This window comes from Formosa sediminum (assembly GCF_007197735.1).
Lineage (GTDB): Bacteria > Bacteroidota > Bacteroidia > Flavobacteriales > Flavobacteriaceae > Formosa > Formosa sediminum.
Genome location: NZ_CP041637.1, coordinates 3,590,790 through 3,608,923, shown reverse-complemented (window position 1 = coordinate 3,608,923; position 18,134 = coordinate 3,590,790). Strand labels below are relative to the sequence as shown.

Annotated in this window: 20 protein-coding genes; 10 read left to right on the top strand and 10 right to left on the bottom strand. The window is 31.0% G+C overall.

From position 1 onward, the window contains the following. The first annotated feature begins 203 nt into the window (after positions 1–203). The 3 genes from FNB79_RS15835 (at position 204) to FNB79_RS15825 (ending at position 3,057) form a co-directional block, all read left to right on the top strand. Entirely contained in the window at positions 204–1,139 is a 936-nt protein-coding gene (locus FNB79_RS15835; protein WP_143382283.1) for a peptidylprolyl isomerase, read from the top strand. Between the two features lie 243 nt (positions 1,140–1,382). Further along, positions 1,383–2,483 carry a porin gene (locus tag FNB79_RS15830; RefSeq protein WP_221932584.1) on the top strand — a complete coding sequence of 367 codons (1,101 nt, stop codon included), beginning with the start codon at positions 1,383–1,385 and terminating at the stop codon, positions 2,481–2,483. A gap of 28 nt (positions 2,484–2,511) precedes the next feature. Beyond that, on the top strand, positions 2,512–3,057 hold the full coding sequence (locus FNB79_RS15825; protein ID WP_143382282.1) for a YfiT family bacillithiol transferase: 546 nt from the start codon (positions 2,512–2,514) through the stop codon (positions 3,055–3,057). Here the strand turns inward: FNB79_RS15825 and FNB79_RS15820 are convergent. Next, positions 3,047–3,607, bottom strand: a complete 561-nt coding sequence (locus FNB79_RS15820; protein ID WP_143382281.1) for a thioredoxin family protein — start codon at positions 3,605–3,607, stop codon at positions 3,047–3,049. The genes FNB79_RS15825 and FNB79_RS15820 overlap by 11 nt on opposite strands. 46 nt (positions 3,608–3,653) lie before the next feature. Here FNB79_RS15820 and FNB79_RS15815 point away from each other — a divergent pair, with 46 nt between their 5' ends. After that, positions 3,654–3,989, top strand: a complete 336-nt coding sequence (locus tag FNB79_RS15815) for a tRNA-binding protein (RefSeq protein WP_143382280.1) — start codon at positions 3,654–3,656, stop codon at positions 3,987–3,989. Between the two features lie 74 nt (positions 3,990–4,063). Next, positions 4,064–5,101: a lysophospholipid acyltransferase family protein gene (locus FNB79_RS15810; RefSeq protein WP_246073293.1), complete on the top strand. Its 1,038-nt coding sequence runs from the start codon at positions 4,064–4,066 to the stop codon at positions 5,099–5,101. Between the two features lie 67 nt (positions 5,102–5,168). Here the strand turns inward: FNB79_RS15810 and FNB79_RS15805 are convergent, their stop codons facing one another. Together FNB79_RS15805 and FNB79_RS15800 are read right to left on the bottom strand one after the other, a co-directional pair. Then, a complete protein-coding gene (locus FNB79_RS15805; protein ID WP_143382654.1) occupies positions 5,169–5,555 on the bottom strand; it encodes a PUR family DNA/RNA-binding protein in 387 nt (128 codons plus the stop codon). 264 nt (positions 5,556–5,819) lie between these two features. After that, on the bottom strand, positions 5,820–7,580 hold the full coding sequence (locus FNB79_RS15800; RefSeq protein ID WP_143382279.1) for an ABC transporter ATP-binding protein: 1,761 nt from the start codon (positions 7,578–7,580) through the stop codon (positions 5,820–5,822). 140 nt (positions 7,581–7,720) lie between these two features. Here FNB79_RS15800 and FNB79_RS15795 point away from each other — a divergent pair, with 140 nt between their 5' ends. The 4 genes from FNB79_RS15795 to yajC all read left to right on the top strand — a co-directional run bounded on the left by FNB79_RS15795 (position 7,721) and on the right by yajC (position 10,734). Continuing rightward, positions 7,721–8,824: a Glu/Leu/Phe/Val family dehydrogenase gene (locus tag FNB79_RS15795; protein WP_143382278.1), complete on the top strand. Its 1,104-nt coding sequence runs from the start codon at positions 7,721–7,723 to the stop codon at positions 8,822–8,824. Positions 8,825–8,951: 127 nt separating this feature from the next. Beyond that, positions 8,952–9,896 carry a transcription antitermination factor NusB gene (gene nusB, locus FNB79_RS15790; RefSeq protein WP_246073292.1) on the top strand — a complete coding sequence of 315 codons (945 nt, stop codon included), beginning with the start codon at positions 8,952–8,954 and terminating at the stop codon, positions 9,894–9,896. Between the two features lie 45 nt (positions 9,897–9,941). Further along, complete coding sequence (locus FNB79_RS15785; protein WP_143382277.1) at positions 9,942–10,436, top strand: DUF1573 domain-containing protein; 495 nt, start codon at positions 9,942–9,944, stop codon at positions 10,434–10,436. Positions 10,437–10,440: 4 nt separating this feature from the next. Beyond that, on the top strand, positions 10,441–10,734 hold the full coding sequence (gene yajC, locus FNB79_RS15780) for a preprotein translocase subunit YajC (protein WP_143382276.1): 294 nt from the start codon (positions 10,441–10,443) through the stop codon (positions 10,732–10,734). A 72-nt stretch (positions 10,735–10,806) separates the two neighbouring features. Here the strand turns inward: yajC and FNB79_RS15775 are convergent, their stop codons facing one another. The 4 genes from FNB79_RS15775 to FNB79_RS15760 are packed head-to-tail and all read right to left on the bottom strand — an operon-like array spanning position 10,807 to position 12,993. After that, on the bottom strand, positions 10,807–11,352 hold the full coding sequence (locus FNB79_RS15775; RefSeq protein ID WP_143382275.1) for a DUF4252 domain-containing protein: 546 nt from the start codon (positions 11,350–11,352) through the stop codon (positions 10,807–10,809). Between the two features lie 60 nt (positions 11,353–11,412). Beyond that, positions 11,413–11,970 carry a DUF4252 domain-containing protein gene (locus tag FNB79_RS15770; protein ID WP_143382274.1) on the bottom strand — a complete coding sequence of 186 codons (558 nt, stop codon included), beginning with the start codon at positions 11,968–11,970 and terminating at the stop codon, positions 11,413–11,415. Positions 11,971–12,005: 35 nt separating this feature from the next. Continuing rightward, complete coding sequence (locus FNB79_RS15765; RefSeq protein WP_143382273.1) at positions 12,006–12,497, bottom strand: hypothetical protein; 492 nt, start codon at positions 12,495–12,497, stop codon at positions 12,006–12,008. Beyond that, entirely contained in the window at positions 12,484–12,993 is a 510-nt protein-coding gene (locus tag FNB79_RS15760; protein WP_143382272.1) for an RNA polymerase sigma factor, read from the bottom strand. The genes FNB79_RS15765 and FNB79_RS15760 overlap by 14 nt, the downstream gene beginning before the upstream one ends. Positions 12,994–13,119: 126 nt before the next feature. Between FNB79_RS15760 and FNB79_RS15755 the strand changes: the two genes are divergently transcribed. Next, positions 13,120–14,601: a S41 family peptidase gene (locus FNB79_RS15755; RefSeq protein ID WP_143382271.1), complete on the top strand. Its 1,482-nt coding sequence runs from the start codon at positions 13,120–13,122 to the stop codon at positions 14,599–14,601. 364 nt (positions 14,602–14,965) lie between these two features. On the opposite strand, the gene FNB79_RS15750 is transcribed toward FNB79_RS15755, so the two are convergent. From FNB79_RS15750 to FNB79_RS15740, 3 genes are all read right to left on the bottom strand, one after another. After that, on the bottom strand, positions 14,966–16,525 hold the full coding sequence (locus FNB79_RS15750; protein WP_143382270.1) for a hypothetical protein: 1,560 nt from the start codon (positions 16,523–16,525) through the stop codon (positions 14,966–14,968). Between the two features lie 93 nt (positions 16,526–16,618). Further along, entirely contained in the window at positions 16,619–17,008 is a 390-nt protein-coding gene (locus tag FNB79_RS15745; protein WP_143382269.1) for an acyl-CoA thioesterase, read from the bottom strand. Positions 17,009–17,011: 3 nt separating this feature from the next. Next, a complete protein-coding gene (locus FNB79_RS15740; RefSeq protein WP_143382268.1) occupies positions 17,012–18,049 on the bottom strand; it encodes a glutaminyl-peptide cyclotransferase in 1,038 nt (345 codons plus the stop codon). Positions 18,050–18,134 lie beyond the last annotated feature (85 nt).

The following is an 18,134-nucleotide window of genomic DNA, read 5'->3' as shown; positions in this document are numbered from 1 at the left end:
ACAAAAACTAAACCATAAAGTTGTTCTTATTGAAAAAGTTATAAAAATCTGTGCAAAGAACAGATTTTTTTACGAAATATGAACTGATTTTTATCATGTTTAAAAAATTATACATCATTGGCTCTTAACACCATGATAATGCACCGGTGTTTTTTATTAGCCAATCATTTTTCTATATTTGCGGGACATTAAAATAGAAACAAATGCAAGACGGATTATACGCAAAGTTTAATACAACAAAAGGTACCATATTAGTAGCCTTAGAATTTGAAAAAACACCAGGTACGGTAGGTAATTTTGTTGCTTTGGCGGAAGGGAATTTAGAAAATTCGGTTAAGCCACAAGGAACACCATATTATGATGGTTTAAAATTTCACCGTGTGATTCCAGATTTTATGATTCAAGGTGGTTGCCCGCTAGGAACAGGAACTGGTGACGCTGGATATAAATTTGACGATGAATTTCATCCAGAATTAAAGCATGACCGTCCAGGGATACTTTCTATGGCAAATGCAGGACCAGGAACAAATGGAAGTCAGTTTTTTATCACACACGTAGAAACGCCATGGTTAGATAATGCACACACCGTTTTTGGACATGTCGTAGAAGGCCAAGACGTGGTAGATGCAACAGCTCAAGGCGATAGTATTGAAAGTTTAGAAATAGTTAGAGTTGGTGATGCAGCTCAGGCATTTAATGCTGTAGAGGCTTTTAGAACTTTTGAAGGGTCTCGTGAAAAACGTTTAGCTGAAGCTAGAGCTGCGCAAGATGCAGCACTAGATAAAATTGCTGCTGGTTTTAATAAAACAAAGAGTGGTTTACGTTACCAAGTATTACAAGCTTCAAAAAGCGGTAAAAAAGCAACTAAAGGACAAACTGTTTCTGTGCATTATAAAGGACAGCTAGAAGACGGAACTGTTTTTGATTCTTCATATAAAAGAAAAGAGCCTATCGAATTTCCAATTGGTGTTGGTCAGGTTATTTCAGGATGGGATGAAGGAATTCAATTATTAGAAGTAGGTGATAAAGCACGTTTAGTTATTCCTAGCGATTTAGGATATGGTTCTCGTGGTGCAGGTGGAGTTATTCCTCCAAATGCGACTTTAATTTTCGATGTAGAATTAATGGATGTAAAATAATCATTTAATGAGCATACAATTAAGAAGCTACCTTTTGGTAGCTTTTTTTATGTCTTGTATTTAAATAGTTTTTAAAAAAAGGAGTAACTTAATACAGTAAACTAATAATCAATGAAGTTAGTACTAACCACAATATGTTTATGCATAGTTTTTTTACCTATGCTCAAGATCCTTTTTTAACAGTTACTTCTCAAGATTCTGTTGGCAAATCTCCTAGGTTTAAAACCAGTTTAGGTGTTAAATATGAAAGTGAATGGCTACTTAGATATTTATGGTGGATTAAATGATAGTGAAACGTTTAATGTTGGTGCTATTAATGTGTTTGAAACAGATGATATAAAAAGTTTAAATGTCGATTTAAACCAAACTCAATTACGATTAAGTACAACCTATGTTCAGAAAAATGGGAAAGTTATTTATGCGGTTGTAGAATCTGACTTTTGGGGAGGTAACGGACAAATGCGATTACGTAAAGCTTATGTTGAAACTACACATTGGCAAATAGGACAAATGTGGAATAATTTTGGAGATCAAGATATTTGGCCAAATATAATGGAGTGGGAAGGACCACCTTCTGGAATTTGGATAAGAACACCACATGTAAAATATATAAATACTTTTAATAACACAGCTTGGATTTATGAAGCAAGTATAGAAGCTCCCATAGATACTGATTTTGCTTATCAAGAGTTACAGCCGCTGTTAGAAGAGGTAGATCAATTTACTCCAGATCTTACATTTGCAATAAAGTACAAACAAACATGGGGGCATTTACGAATGTCGTCTATATGGCGACATATCAGGTATAAATTAGATCAAAAAATAGATAATTTTACCGGTTACGGTGTGACTTTTAGTGGAATTTATAAACCTGAAAAAAATAATATTCAATTTCAATTAGTAGGAGGAAAAGGGATTTCGGCATATTTAACTACTGTAGCAGGAAATGGCTATGATGGGTATCCAGCTATCGAGAATAATTTAAAACCCACTCCAGCAATAGGCGGTTGGGCTTCTTACGAATATTTTATAACAGAAAAACTGCACACTAATGCCGTTTTAGGGTTTACTCGATTTAGTTTACATGATTCTGAAAGATTGGTAATTATAAATGCTGAAAATTTTGATGAAACTTTAGTATTGGCTGGCGATTTTAAACATCAACATTATTATGGTATTTTAAACTTTATGTATGATGCTTATGATAGAATGACTGTAGGTATAGAGTTAGATTACGGTGTAAAAGATTTAAATATTAATGGCTTAGCAAACACTGAAGAAATAGATATTGATAAAAGTCGTGATGCAATGCGTATAAGTTTCGGATTTATGTATTATTTTTAGAAAAGAATTAATAAATAGCAATTTAATTATGGAAAATTTAGAATCTCAGAAATATCCTGTAGGACATTTTGTTTGTCCAGACGTTATAACATCTAAACATATTGAGAATTGGATAGGTGTTCTAGATAAATTTCCCAAACGCTTAAATGGTATTGTGCAACCTTTAACAGATTTTCAATTAGATACTGAATATAGACCAAATGGATGGACTATTAGACAATTAGTACACCATATAGCAGATAGTCATCATCATAGTTATACGCGTTTTAAATGGAGTTTAACAGAAGATAATCCCGTTATTAAAGCTTACGATCAAAACGCATGGTCTAACTTAGAAGATGCTATAAAAGCTCCAGTTAGTATGTCCTTAATGCATATTGAAGCTGTACATAAACGTATGGTTTATCTTTTAAAATCGCTTAATGAGCAAGATTTAAATAAAAGTTTTATTCATCCAGAGAGTAACCGCACCATTACAGTTAAAGAAAATATAGGAAATTATGCTTGGCATAGCAGCCACCATTATGCACATATAGTAAAAGCGCTAGAACGTAAAGGCTGGATTACTCTTTAAACCACTTTATATTACATCCAATACTTGGTTTTTGCAGATTTAAATTCTCGGTATTATTAAGGATGCAATCTAATGCATGTCTAATATCTTGTCCTGTTACAGGAACATTGTTTCCTGGTCTAGAATCGTCTAATTGTCCGCGATATTCAAGTGATAATTTATTGTCGAAAACATAAAAATCTGGTGTACAAGCAGCATCATAAGCACGGGCAACACTTTGGGTATCGTCGTATAAATAAGGGAAAATATAACCTTCTTGTAATGCTACCTGTTTCATTTTATCAGGAGCATCTTGCGGATAGTTTAGTATATCGTTACTAGAAATGGCAATACAATTTACACCTAGTGCCTTATAATCTTTAGCTAATTGTACCAACTGCTTATTAACATGTATTACAAACGGACAGTGATTACATATAAAGAAAATTACTGTTGCTTTATCTCCTTTTAATTGATCTAAAGCCATTGTTTTACCAGAAATTGTATCTTTTAAAGTAAAATTAGGAGCTGTTGTGCCAAGAGGCATCATGTTAGAAGGTGTATTAGCCATTATTTATATTTTTATCAAAGTTCGTAATAATTCGTATTTTTAAAAAATGAAACCAACCATAAATTTTGAAGATTTTAGTGCTATCGATTTACGTATAGGAACTATAATGGAAGTTAATGATTTTCCTGAAGCTCGAAATCCAGCTTATCAACTTATTATTGATTTTGGAGTACTAGGTGTTAAAAAAACATCTGCTCAGATTACAACGTTATATGCTAAAGAGGATTTGCTACATAAACAAATTGTAGCAGTTGTAAATTTTCCGAAAAAGCAAATTGCTAAATTTATGAGTGAGTGTTTAGTTGTTGGAGCAGTGAAAGCCAAAGATGTTATGTTATTATATCCAGAGCATCAAGTTAAAAATGGAACACCTGTACTTTAATTTATTTTAGTTTTATGCTTTTATTTCAAGAATATTTTTAGCTTTATTTCTTGTAGTTTAATCCAAAATTTTAGATGATTTTTAAATACATTAAGTTACATGTAGTAAAGGCGTATATGTCTTTAGGTTTATTTTTTTATTATAAAAAAATACATGTAAATGGGTTGCAATTTGTACCGAAAACTAAGCCTGTTTTAATATTGTCTAATCATCAAAATGGATTGTTAGATCCGTTATTAATAGCAACGCAATCTAGACGGTTTTGTTATTATTTAACGCGTGCTGCAGTTTTTAAAAAACCTTTGGTCGCTAAATTATTAAAAGGTTTAAATATGCTTCCTGTATATCGGGTTAGAGACGGATGGCAAAATATTACAAATAACAATGAGGTTTTTGAAGTTTGTAAGGATTTATTAAAAATCAATGAAGCCCTCGTGGTTTTTCCCGAAGGCAGCCATAATATAAACCGAAAAGTTCGTCCGTTAAGTAAAGGTTTTACACGTATTATTTTAGGAACATTAGAGACTTATCCCGATTTAGATTTGCAGCTTTTACCTATTGGAGTAAACTACGAAAATCCCAAAGCATTTGCAGATAGTATGTATTTAAATATAGGGAAACCTATCTCTGCAAAAATGTATTCTAATTTAAAAAAAGCAGATGCGGTAAATGCCTTAAAAAAAGATATTCAAGATCAAATACAATTACTTACCACACATATTGATGATAATTACGATGTTGTAATTAAAAATTTAGAACAGGAAGGTGCAGATTTTTTAAAACCAAAGCTTATAAATCATTATTTAAATAGTGGAGAAAAATTAGTAGGATTTAGTACATCTGCATCGCTTCTAAAACCTTTTAAAAAAGTATTAACTATGCTTTTAAAAATTGTGTTAGGTCCCGTCTATGCTATGTGGACTTTTGTTGTTAAACCAAAAATTGAAGAACAAGAGTTTACAGGTACATTTAGATTTGCTTTAGGCGTTACACTTGTACCAGTATGGTTGCTAATTGTTTTTATAATTTTAGGACTTAGCTTGAGTTGGTCTTTAGCCTTCAATATTATATTAGGTATAGTATTCTTGGCATTATTAGCAGTTAAAATTTAATACTTATTTATGGTTATAAAAAAAGCCGTTACACAGTAACGGCTTTATATTAAATATGTTTTAAGGATTAAATATCATCAAAACTAATATCTGTAAATTTTTCGGCGGAATTATGGTTTACTCCAATAATCTCTTCCTCACTATCTTCGTACTCTTTTTTGAAATCTTTTTGATGACGCTCACTAATAACTTCATCTCCTTTTTCTTCAATAATAAAATCAGTCATTTCATTTAAAATATCTCTAAACTCAGAAAAATCTTCTTTGTATAAATATATTTTATGTTTTTTATAATGGTATGATCCATCATCGTTAGTGAATTTTTTACTTTCTGTAATTGTTAAATAATAATCACCAGCTTTGGTAGCTCTAACATCAAAGAAATACGTTCGTCTACCTGCTCTTAATACTTTAGAAAAAATTTCCTCTTTCTCCATCATGCCATTAGTATCCATACTCATATTTTACTATTATAAGATTTAAATGTTTATTTTAATTGCTAATAATGCTTTTAATTGGTTTGTCTTAAATTTCAAATACTATTAATCTTGAGTGTGTTACAAGATTTTTAATAAATGATTATTATGTTTTATTAATATAGCGTAAGAATTTTAAGCTATAATAACGTAAAAAATATTAAAACAGAAATTCAATTTAGTTGTAAACATAAAGCAAATTTCCTTTCAAAAATCTAAAAAAAAGAAATACTAAACAACAAATTATGATATTTCTTTTTCACTAAGTTGCTTTAAATATAAGGTTTTGTAATAACCTTCTATGTTAATTAATGAGTCGTGTGTACCTTGCTGAATAATTTCGCCATCGTCTAAAACAATAATTTTATCTGCATTTTTTGCAGAAGAGACTCTGTGACTTACAATTACGGTTGTTTTACCAGAGGATACGTTGTATAAGTTTTTAAGTATTTTTTCTTCTGTTTCTGTATCTACAGCTGATAAACAATCGTCGAATAATAAAATTTTAGGGTCTTTAATTATTGCTCGTGCAATTGAAACACGTTGTTTTTGGCCTCCAGATAATGTAATACCGCGTTCTCCTAATACTGTATTGTAGCCTTTAGAAAATTTAGAAATGTTTTCGTGTACTTGTGATAGTTTAGCTGCTTCAATTACATCTTGTTCTGTGGCATCTTCTTTTCCAAATTTAATATTATTCTTTATGGTATCTGAAAACAAAAATGCTTCTTGGGGAACATAGCCTATGCTGTCTCTTAAACTGTATAAATTAAGTTGACTTATTTTTGTGTTATCTATACGTATTTCTCCAGAATTACAATCGTATAAGCGGCCTATTAAATCTAAAATGGTAGATTTTCCAGAGCCAGTCTTACCTATAATGGCTAATGTTTCTCCTTTATTTATTGAAAAACTAATATTTTTTAATGCTTGTATATTAGTGTCATCGTAGGTAAATGACACGTTGTTAAACTCTATATTCCCATTAATGTTAGAAGGAGCTTCAGTAGTATTACTAATTTCAGGTTTTATGTTTAAAAATTCGTTAATACGTTTTTGAGATGCTTCAGCTTGCTGAATTATAGATGTAACCCAACCAACAGTTGCCACTGGCCAGGTAAGCATATTTACGTATATAATAAATTCGGCAATGGTTCCTAAACTTTCAATTTCTCCATCTATATATTGTCTTCCTCCTATATAAATTACAATTAAGTTACTTGCACCAATTAATAACACCATCATAGGAAAAAAGAAGGCTTGGACACGAACTAACGCGAGTTGTTTGTCTTTGCTACCTTGCGAAAGCGTTTCAAAATTTTCAGACGTTTGTGGTTCAATACCATTTGCTTTTATTACTGAAATACCGCTAAAACTTTCTTGAGTAAAGGTTGATAGTTTAGATAAATATACTTGTACAATGGTACTGCGTTTATGTATTTCTTTACTTAGTCTGTAGATGGCAAGCGATAAGAAAGGAAGTGGTAATACCGTATAAAGTGTAAGAGATGGTGCTTCACTATACATATATATTAACGCTATAATAAATAATGTAATAGTGTTTATAGTATACATTATGGCTGGACCAGCATACATACGCACACGACTAACATCTTCACTAATACGATTCATTAAATCTCCCGTTCTATTTTTTTTGTAAAAGTTTAACGATAAACGTTGGTATTGTTGGTAGATTTCATTCTTTAAATCAAACTCTATATGTCTAGACATATTAATTATAGTCTGACGCATTAAAAATGTAAAAATACCAGCAATTATAGCTGCACCTATTATATAGGCGATATCTTCTAAAAGTTCTGAACGTACTACGCTAACGTCTGTTATAATACCATTATGATAATCTTCTACTACTTTAAATATTTCTCGCACAAATCGAGGTGTAAATAGCATGAAAATACGAGCAACAATGGTTATAATTATTCCAAAAAGTAATTGGTATTTATATTTAAGGAAATATTTATTGAGGTGTGTAAGGGATTTCATTAACCGGTTAAGATTTTTTAATTTAAATTATTCATAATTTAACCTTTATTTGTTTGAAAATATTGTAATAAAGATATAGATTTGCATCTAGTTTTTATTAAAATATCAAATCAATCAAATATAATTAATACATAATTAAAATGGTTTCAGAGGTTTTAAGTGCAAATGAACTGTATAAAGTTGATCCGGTTTTTGGACAACATTCTTTTAATAATCATGAGCAAGTTGTTTTTTGCAATGACAAAGATACAGGTTTAAAAGCAATTATTGGTATTCATAACACGGTATTAGGACCTGCATTGGGAGGAACTAGAATGTGGAATTACAATAACGAATGGGAAGCGTTAAACGATGTGTTGCGTTTGTCAAGAGGAATGACTTATAAAGCAGCCGTTACTGGGTTAGACTTAGGTGGAGGGAAAGCTGTGATTATAGGTAATGCCAAAACACAAAAATCGCCAGAATTAATGAAAAAATTTGGTGAATATGTACATTCTTTAAGCGGAAAATACATTACTGCTGAAGATGTTGGTATGGAAACGTCTGATATGGATTTGGTTCATGAAGTTACACCTTATGTAACAGGAATATCAGAATCTAAAGGGGGTGCAGGAAATCCTTCTCCAGTTACAGCTTATGGTGTATATATGGGAATGAAAGCTGCAGCCAAATTTAAATTTGGTTCAGAAAATCTAGACGGTAAATCTGTTTTGGTTCAAGGTATAGGACATGTTGGTGAAACTTTAGTAGACTATTTAACTAAAGAAGGTGCTAAAGTTATTATTACCGATTTAAATAAAGAGCGTTTAGAAGTTGTAAGTAAAACTTATGGTGCTAAAATTTATCAAGGAACAGATTTGTATAGTGAAGCTGTAGATATTTATGCTCCTTGTGCTTTAGGTGCAACCATAAACGACGATACTGTAAATAAAATACAAGCACAAGTTATCGCTGGTGCAGCTAACAATCAGTTAGCTAATGAGCAAGTACACGGTGCTATTCTTCAAAATAGAGGGATTGTGTATGCTCCAGATTTTTTAATTAATGCTGGTGGTATAATTAACGTATATGCAGAAATCGCAAAATACGGGAAGGATGAAATTATGAGTAAAACTCAAAATATTTATAATACAACTCTAGAAATTCTTAATAACGCCGATGTGTATAAAATGACAACAAATCAGGCCGCATTAAGTGTTGCTACAGCTAGAATAGATGCTAGAAAAAAAGCGAATAATAAATAATGTTATTTGATTAAAAACCTTATTTTTGCAGCCGAAAGTTAATTTAACTTTCGGCTTTTATAATTAAAAATGCCTGCCAGGTAATCATTCATGCTCCAAAAAAGGAGGTTAAAAGTTCTTTGTAACTATGCTTAATAGAAGACATATTCGCGTAAAAGTAATGCAAACCATCTATGCTTTTAAAGGTGGTGAAAGTGGAGATTTTAAAAACGATCAGAAGTTTTTAATAAATAGTTTAGACGATATGTATCATCTCTATCTGTTACAATTATCACTATTAATTGAGGTTCAAAAACGTGTTGAAGATCACCTTGATAAATCTCAATTAAAACATTTAGCAACTTCAGAAGATAAAAATCCAAATAAAAAATTGGTTAATAATGAAGTGCTTCAATTATTAAAACATAACAGCCTTCTTCAAGATACTATAAGAACGTATGGTGTAGATAATTGGACTCTAGATAACGAATATGTAGACGTTATTTATAAAGCCATATTGGCTAGCGATTTGTATAAAGAATACATGCAAACTCGTACCTCAGATTTTAAAGCCGATAAGCATTTTATAGTAGATGTGTTTAAAGAAATTATTGCACCAAACGAAAAATTATACGATTATTTAGAAGATAAAAATTTAACATGGTTAGACGATTTACCTACAGTTAATACTGCCATATTAAAATTATTGCGTAAAAGTAAGCCCAATGTTTCTGAGTCTTATTTTGTACCTAAGTTATATAAAGATTTAGACGATAAAGAATTTGCTGTGAGTTTATTTAAGAAAACCATCTTAAATACTACCAAATTAAATGCAGAAATAGATAAAAAAGCTAAAAACTGGGAAGCGGAACGCATCGCACAAATTGATTATATTTTAATGCAAATGGCCGTGTGTGAAATTCAGAATTTTCCATCTATTCCTGTTAAAGTTACCATCAACGAATATCTGGAAATAGCTAAAGAATATTCAACTCCAAAAAGTAGTATTTTTATAAATGGTATTTTAGATAAATTGGTTAAAGAATATCAGCAAAACGGAACTTTAAATAAAGTTGGAAGAGGGTTGATGTAGTTGGAAATAATTATTACTTTTATAACTTTAAAAAAAATATTTATTATGAAAAAAATGATATTAGGATTAGGCGCATTATGTCTAATCGCTTTTACAGCGTGTAAAGAGGATGCTTCAAAAAAAGTAAACGAAGAAAACGTAGCTGTAGCTGCAGAACGTGATGCAAATTCTTCTAAATTTCCTAAAATTACATTTATAGAGACAGAGCACGATTTTGGAACAATAGAATCTAAAACTGCTGTTGAAACTGTTTTTGAATATACCAACACTGGAGAAGCGCCTTTAGTGATTACTAATATTGCTAGTTCTTGTGGATGTACAGTTCCTCAAGATTGGAGTAAAGCACCATTAGCACCAGGAGAATCAGGTAAATTTACAGTTAAATTTAACGGTTCTGGAGCTAACAATGTTACAAAAACAATTACTGTAACTTCTAATACTGAATCAGGTAAGGATATGGTTAAGATTAAAGCTTTTGTTAAGCCTGATCCTAACTCGGCAGTAAAACCTCATTTAGCAACACCTCAAATTCAGTCTTAAGATAATGGGAGAAGGTATAAGTTCATTTTTACCGTTTATATTAATGTTTGTGGTTGTGTATTTCTTTATGATTGCACCACAAATGAAACGTCAGAAAAAAGAAAAGAAATTCGCTAGCGAATTAAAACGCGGAGATCGTGTAATTACTAAAAGTGGTATGCACGGAAAGGTTGTAGACTTAAACGATAAAGATAATACTTGTGTAATTGAAACACTTGCAGGTAAGATTAAGTTTGAAAGAGCATCTATTTCTATGGAAATGAGTTCTGCTTTAAATAAAAGTGAAGTGACTAAATAATTTCCTTTAGTTATATAAATATAAAAGGCTATTCAATATTTTGAGTAGCCTTTTTTTATTATTAATGGTGCTCTAGTTGAAGAACTTTACAAGCCCTTCTACTTGAGACATGTCTACATCACCTTGTTCTAAAACTTTGGCTAAAGACATAATTTGCGATGGATTCATATCGTCTCCTAATACTCTTAAAATTCCAAAACCTGTATCTTTAGCATTGCCGTAAACAATTAACTCGTCTATAGATTGGTCATCATCTCCTAGATATTTAAGCGTAAACTTTCCTCCATGATTATTAATGACCATAAGTTCATTATACGCCTCGTCGTTTAAAATGTTTTCTACTTGTGTTTTTTCGTTTAAATAAGTATCAGAATCAGTTGTTTCTTTTTTATAGCCTAAAAAGTTTAATCGTTTTATAGCGTTATAAGCTGTTTTCTGATCTTCATTTAATTTAGTCTGATCTACTTTTAAAACAGATAGAGGTAAATCTACCGTTGTAAAGTTAGGAGCTTCTTGGTGATCTACAATATAAGTTTGTAGTGTAGGGGTAGAATTGCAACTTGTAAGAAATAAAGTAAAACAAATTGCTAGAATAAAAATAGAGTGCTGTGCTTTCATATGTTTTAAGAGTATTTTACCGAGTACTTATGTGTAAAGTACTCGGTTATAGGTTGAATGTTATTTGTTTTTTAAATGTTCGCCACCAGGAATATTCATTTTACTTGTAAGTTTAGAGATTTCATTTAAATCAATATCACCTGTTAAAAGTGCAACTACCGTTTCAATTTCACGGTTTTTACCGTTAATTTCAATATTGGCATCTTTAGATAAATCACCTATACCATTCACAAAAATTAATAATTCTTTTACGTGATCTGCATCGCGACCTTCTTTCACATAAAATTTTACTTCGCGACCTCCATCTTTAACTTCCATAAGCTCGTCTAAGCCCCCTTTTTTAGAAGTCATCCATTTAGAGATATCTGCCGCTATAGCTTTGTCGTCTGTAATTATAGTTTTAAAACTTGTAATGCTATTAACCATATTTAAATAGGCTTGAGATTCTGGATCGTCTGTGCTAATGTCTAATTTTGCTAACATCTGAAACATTTTTGGTTTAATGTTAACGTAAGTTACATCTGGGTTTTCACTGTACTTGTCAAATATAGATTGTGCCATCATACTTGCAGGAAGTAAGACCATTATTAAGGCAAATAAGATTATTTTTTTTGTCATTGTATTTGGGTTTTTGTTTATCGTTTTCATAATTTTTATTTATTGTTTTTGAAAATAATGTTAGACGTGTGTTCTAATTCGTGAATGTAATTTACTGTTGCAATTCCTTGATTGTAGGTCTGTAAATACCCGACTGTAGCTGTACCTTTATTTAGTGTTTTAGAAATAAGTTCTAAAGTATTAACAACTTCGTTATAGGCTAGTTCAGGATCTTGAATTGTTCCTAAATCGTCATCGGTTGTTGTGATGTGTTTAGACGTATTAAAATAAAACCCTAGCATTAATACTCCTACAGCTGCGACTGTTAACCATTTATACACATTTGTGTTTTTAGTTTTTAATGGAATGTCTTTGGTAAATGTTTCATGTTTACTGGCTTTATAATATGCAAATAATGGTCTGTACACTTCTAAATGAGGTGCAATCTGGTCTTGCGAAAAGTAAGTTTTTAATTCTTGTTCTTCTTGTAAAGTAGTTTCTGCATTTTCGTACTTTTCAAGTAACTGTTCTATTTTATTTAATACCATAATTATGTGTATTAGTTAATTGTTCTCGTATTGTTTTTCTTGCTCTAGATAGAGCAACTCTTACTGCTGTATTTTTCATATTCAGCATTTTGCAAATTTCATCTAAATCGTATTGTTCAATATCTCTTAATTGTATAATTAGGCGTTGTTGTTCTGGTAATGTTTCAATAATTTTTCCAACCCAATCTAAACTATCTGTTGTTTCAACCTGTTTTTGAAGGCTGGTTTTATGATCTTCATAATTACTATGTACAATTTTTAAATTTTGAGCTTGTTTAGATTTTAACTTGTCAAAACACAAATTTTTAGTCATAGTCATAGAAAAGGCTTCAATGTTTTTATAAGTTTCCATTTTCTTTTTATTAGACCATAATTTAAGTAACACTTCTTGTGTTGCATCTTCTGCTTCTTCATTAGATACCAGTAATCGTTTTGCTAAACGATACACTTTATCTTTAAAGGGCATTACAGTTTTTAAAAATTCTGACTGAGTCATTTGGTTGGTCGGTTACTTCTACTTGTGGTTATTTAATATTACGACGACTGATTATATATTTTGTTACTAAAAATTTTTAAACTGATTTTAATTCAAGTAAATTTAGCGATTATACCTTAAGTAAACATGCAAGATTTAAAACCCTATTTCTACATATTAGTGATGTTATTTTGTTTCACTAATTGTGCTAAAGATGAAGATGATTTTTCAGTAACGGCATCAGACATTAATGATTTTGTTTGGCGTGGGATGAATAGATACTATCTATATAAAGACTACGTTCCAAATTTATATGATGACAGATTTGCTACAAATACCGAATATTTAAACTATTTAAATAATTACTCTTCCCCAGAAGATTTGTTTAATAGTTTGTTGTATAATACAGATACTGAAGATCGTTTTAGTTGGATTACAGATGATTATATTGCTTTAGAGCAGTATTTTAGTGGAGAAACAACTACAAATGGTATGGAATACGGTTTGGTAAAACTAGGTGTAGCAGATGTGGTTTTTGGCTATGTTCGCTATGTATTACCCGGAACAGATGCTGAAGCTAAAGGGATAAAACGAGGTGATATTTTTAATACCGTAAATGGAATAACTTTATATTACAACTCGTCTTCAGATACTAATATAGATCTTTTAGAAGCCGATTCTTATACTATAGGATTAGCTACTTATAATAATCAAGGTACAGTAACTACAGAAGATGATGAGGTAACAAGCACTTCTACAGAAATAGATTTAGTAAAATCCGTATATACAGAAAATCCAATTTACGATCAGGAAGTTTTTACTATTAATGGTAAAAAAATAGGATATTTAATGTATAATGGCTTTACAGGAACAGATGCTTTCGATTCTGAATTAAATGCAGTTTTTGGAACTTTTAAAAGTGAAGGCATAACCAACTTGGTATTAGATTTACGTTATAATCCTGGCGGTTCTGTGAGTACAGCGACATGGTTAGCATCTATGATTACAGGGCAATTTACAGGCGAAGTTTTTGTAAAAGAACAATGGAATAGTGATTGGCAAACTTATTTTGAAACTCAAAGTCCAGACGATTTATTGAATCCGTTTGTAGATGTTATGGAGAAAGTAACCACATCTAACTCTGTTACTTTTAGTGAAACTATAAATCATTTAAATCTTAATAAAGTATATGTAATTACTTCTAACAATACAGCATCTGCTAGCGAATTAATAATAAATGGTTTAGAACCTTATATAGATGTTGTTCAGGTTGGAGATGTCACAGTAGGTAAATATCAAGCATCTAGAACAGTGTATGACTCGCCAACTTTTAGTAAGACAGAAGTAAATGCAACCCATACGTATGCAATGCAGCCTTTAATTTATAAGTCATTAAATGCAAATGGAAAGACAGATTATTATGATGGCTTAGACCCAGATATTTATCTAAAAGAAGATTATGGTAACTTAGGAGTGTTGGGTGATGTTAACGAGCCTTTATTAGCTGCTGCTTTAGATGATATTACAGGAATAGGAAGACGACAAACAAGTTCTGATGTAAATACTTTAGAAGAGATAAGTGATAGTAAATCTATTCATCCATTTTCTGATGTAATGTATGTAGATTAAACTATTATAAGTATTAAAACCTGTTTTAATTGGAGTACAGGTAAAGATTCTGCACTGGCATTGTTTGAGCTGTTACAGGATGATAAGAATGCCATTGTAGTTTGTTAAGACGCTAAATATTTTAATTCAGATTTTGTAGGTCCGGAGCTAACAGAAGCAATGATTAATAATTTGCCTTAAAATGTCGATCCTTGTGGTGAGAATGGAAAATTTCATACTTTTTGCTTCGACGGTTCTTTATTTAATTCGCCAATAGCTTCTGAAGTAGGAGGTAAACCCTATCGTGAATATCCCGCACCAAATAAGCAGTGTAAACCTTCTGGGTTTTGGTATTGCGATTTAATCTATAGTGGTAAATAATATATTATTCTGTTTCTTCAAAAATAGTATGCTGATAAGCACCTAAATCAGGAGAATTTGTTCGATTTGTATTTAAAAGATCGAGAGGAACTTGATTAGAAAAACTTGTATTACCTTGGTTTATGGCCTTGGAGTCTTCACCAATAATTAATGCATTATTAGCTGTGTTTTTAAAATCGGGATCTTCATTAAAAATCATGTTCTCGTAATGTGTAGTGTTTTCAAAATCATAATTATTACCAGTATAATTGTTGCTAGAGGAAACTTGAAAACGTGCTAAACAATTTGTGAACTTAAAGTTAAATGCAACGGCGTCATCTTCAATTTCGTCTAAAACAAATTCAGGATTATCATTACCATAAATAATACAGTTATTAAAATTAGCTTCAGACAAATCTGCTAAATATGTTGTGTTTTCATCGTCTATCAAGTAATTGTTAATTAACAATGCAGGATATTGTCTAAAACTACTGCTCCAGTAATTTGCAATTGTAGCATGCGTAACATTGTAGCGACCGCCTAATGTTGCTGAAAAAGATGATTGTCCGCTGTTATTAATTACAATATTTTCTGCTGTTATAGATGTGTTTCTGCCTAATACACCAAAATTACTACTGTTATAAATTTGAGTGTTTTTTAAAGTGAGTTTGTTTTCGTTTGGATTGCCTTCGCTTAAAATAGCTACGGTAGCATTTTTTATAGTGGCGTAATTTATGCTATTATTTATACTGCCGTCGTATAACCATATAGTTCCCCATTGTCCAGGAATGTCTGAAAAGCTAGGTTCTAATCGGTTGCCTTCAAAAATAACTTCATTTTCTAAATTATCCTGATCGTTACTATAGGTGCCATTAACTTGTAAAGACGCTCCTTCGCTTACAAATAAGCCAGAGTCTGTATAAAAATGTAAACGTGCACCAGCATCTACAGTCATTATAGAATTATTTGGTACAGCTGCATAGCCATAAATAACATAGGGTTTAGTGTTTGTAAAGTGTAATTCGTTTTCTGTTAAAAACCGCCCTTGAATTGTAGTTTCAACTTGTTCACCATTTATGTCTAGCGTTAAAGTTTCTACTATGCCTTCATCATTTTTACTCGGATATATAAATACAGCATCTTTAACCAAAGTTACTAAATCTACTTTTTGAAAATTTGTACCAGAATCAAATTGAATTTCGTCTGTATATAAATAGGTGTTTTCTGTATTAGAGAAATCATTATAATCTATTGTGGTTTCAATAAAAATATACATACTATCTTTAGCAAGGATTTCTACATCTTCAAAGATTTTTCCAGACATACCATCTACATTTAAACGGTAGTTAGAATCTTCTCCCAACGCTAATTTAAGTGAAGGAATAACAATATCATTGTCGCTCGTATTGTATACTTTTAAATTGTAAGTGCTCGATCCAATATTAGAAAAAACAGTATCTAAATAAACCGTGTCTTTAGAAAAAGTAAGTGTGCCGTTACTAGGAGTAAAGTCGAAGTCTTTTCGGCATGAACTCCAAAGGGTTAGAAATAAACAGCAAAAAATAAAATAGATAATACGTTTCATAATACTAAACAGGATCTCGAGAGATTTTAGGTAAAAATATAACTTTTACTCGATAATTAAGATTTAATGACTAACGGTTTAAAATGGTTGTAATTATATAAAAATATCTTTAACATCTTGAGGTATACGAGTAGGACGTTTGGTTTGTGTATGGATTAAGCACCAGTGGGTTTCTGCATGTAGTAAAAGTTTCTCGGTTTTGTTGTGATATAACTCAACTACACGAATAGACTTAACACCAGCAGATTTTTTAATAAATGTTTTTAATCGTAATTCATCTCCTAAAAGTACTTCGCCTTTATAAAAAATATGATGTTCTATAACCACCCAGATGTATTGTTCCTGCATATTTGGTGTAGCTGCTTTTTGCCAATGGCCTTTTGCTACATCTTGTATCCATTGTACATAACGTACATTGTTAACGTGGTTTAATTCGTCTAAATCATTTTTTGTAACAGTAACATGAAGTTCAAATGTTTTCATGAATTATTTTTTCGGTTTTACCGTTACTTCAAATAATTTATCCCATCGTTTTCCTGTCACAAATAGTGTTTGAGTTTTGGTATTATAAGCCATACCGTTTAAAACATCTAAACCTTGGTGTTGGGTCACTTTCTTTTTAAGTGGTGTAAAATCAATAACACCTTCTACAGCACCGTTCTTAGGATTGATAATTGCAACACCGTCTTTTTGATAAATATTGGCATAAATTTTACCATCAATCCACTCTAACTCGTTTACACGTCCAATCTTGCCTTTATTGGTGTATACTTGTATGTAACTTTTTTCTTCTAAGGTTTCAGGATCAAGAATCCATATTTTCTCGGTGCCATCACTTTTATATAAAACCTTGCCGTCGTTGCAAAGTCCCCAGCCTTCTTTACTATTATTATACTTAAAACTAGATTGTTTTTCTAAAGTACTAGCATCGTAAACAAATCCTGTACCTTTTTGCCAAGTTAATTGATATAATTTATTATGTAGAACAGTTAATCCTTCACCAAAATATTCATCTGCTAAATTTATATTATTAAATACTGTTCCGGTTTTGTAATCAACTTTTCTAAGTTTAGATTCTTTGTATTGTCCTGTACTTTCATACAAAGTATCTTTATAAAACTCTAAACCTTGAGTGTATGAGGTAATATCGTGAGGAAAGGTATTTAAAAGTTCAAACGTATAAACTTTAGGGTTTTTATCGTTTAAAATAAGTAAGGGTTGTGTTAGAGTTTGTATTTCACCGTTAGTATATACTGATGCTTTTAAAATTTGTTTTCCTAATTTTTGTTGACTTAAATTAGATGTTGAGGGAATTTTTACGTTGTTTATAGAGTATTCTACAGAGTCTATCTGAAGGTTTTTAGGGTTTTTTATAGATAAATTTAAGTCCTTATGAAGTGAAATTCCGTTCCCAGGAGCATTAGTTTGTAAAGAAAAATCACTTTTTTTATCGTTAGAGCTACTGCCACAAGAAAATAATGTGGTACCTAAAAATATGATAGAGAGTATGTTGCTAGCTTTCATTTGTAATATTAAATTTTAAGCAATTTATTTATTTAAAATCAGTTAAAAAAATCATTGTGTAAAAATAAAAAGGATGTATATTTGC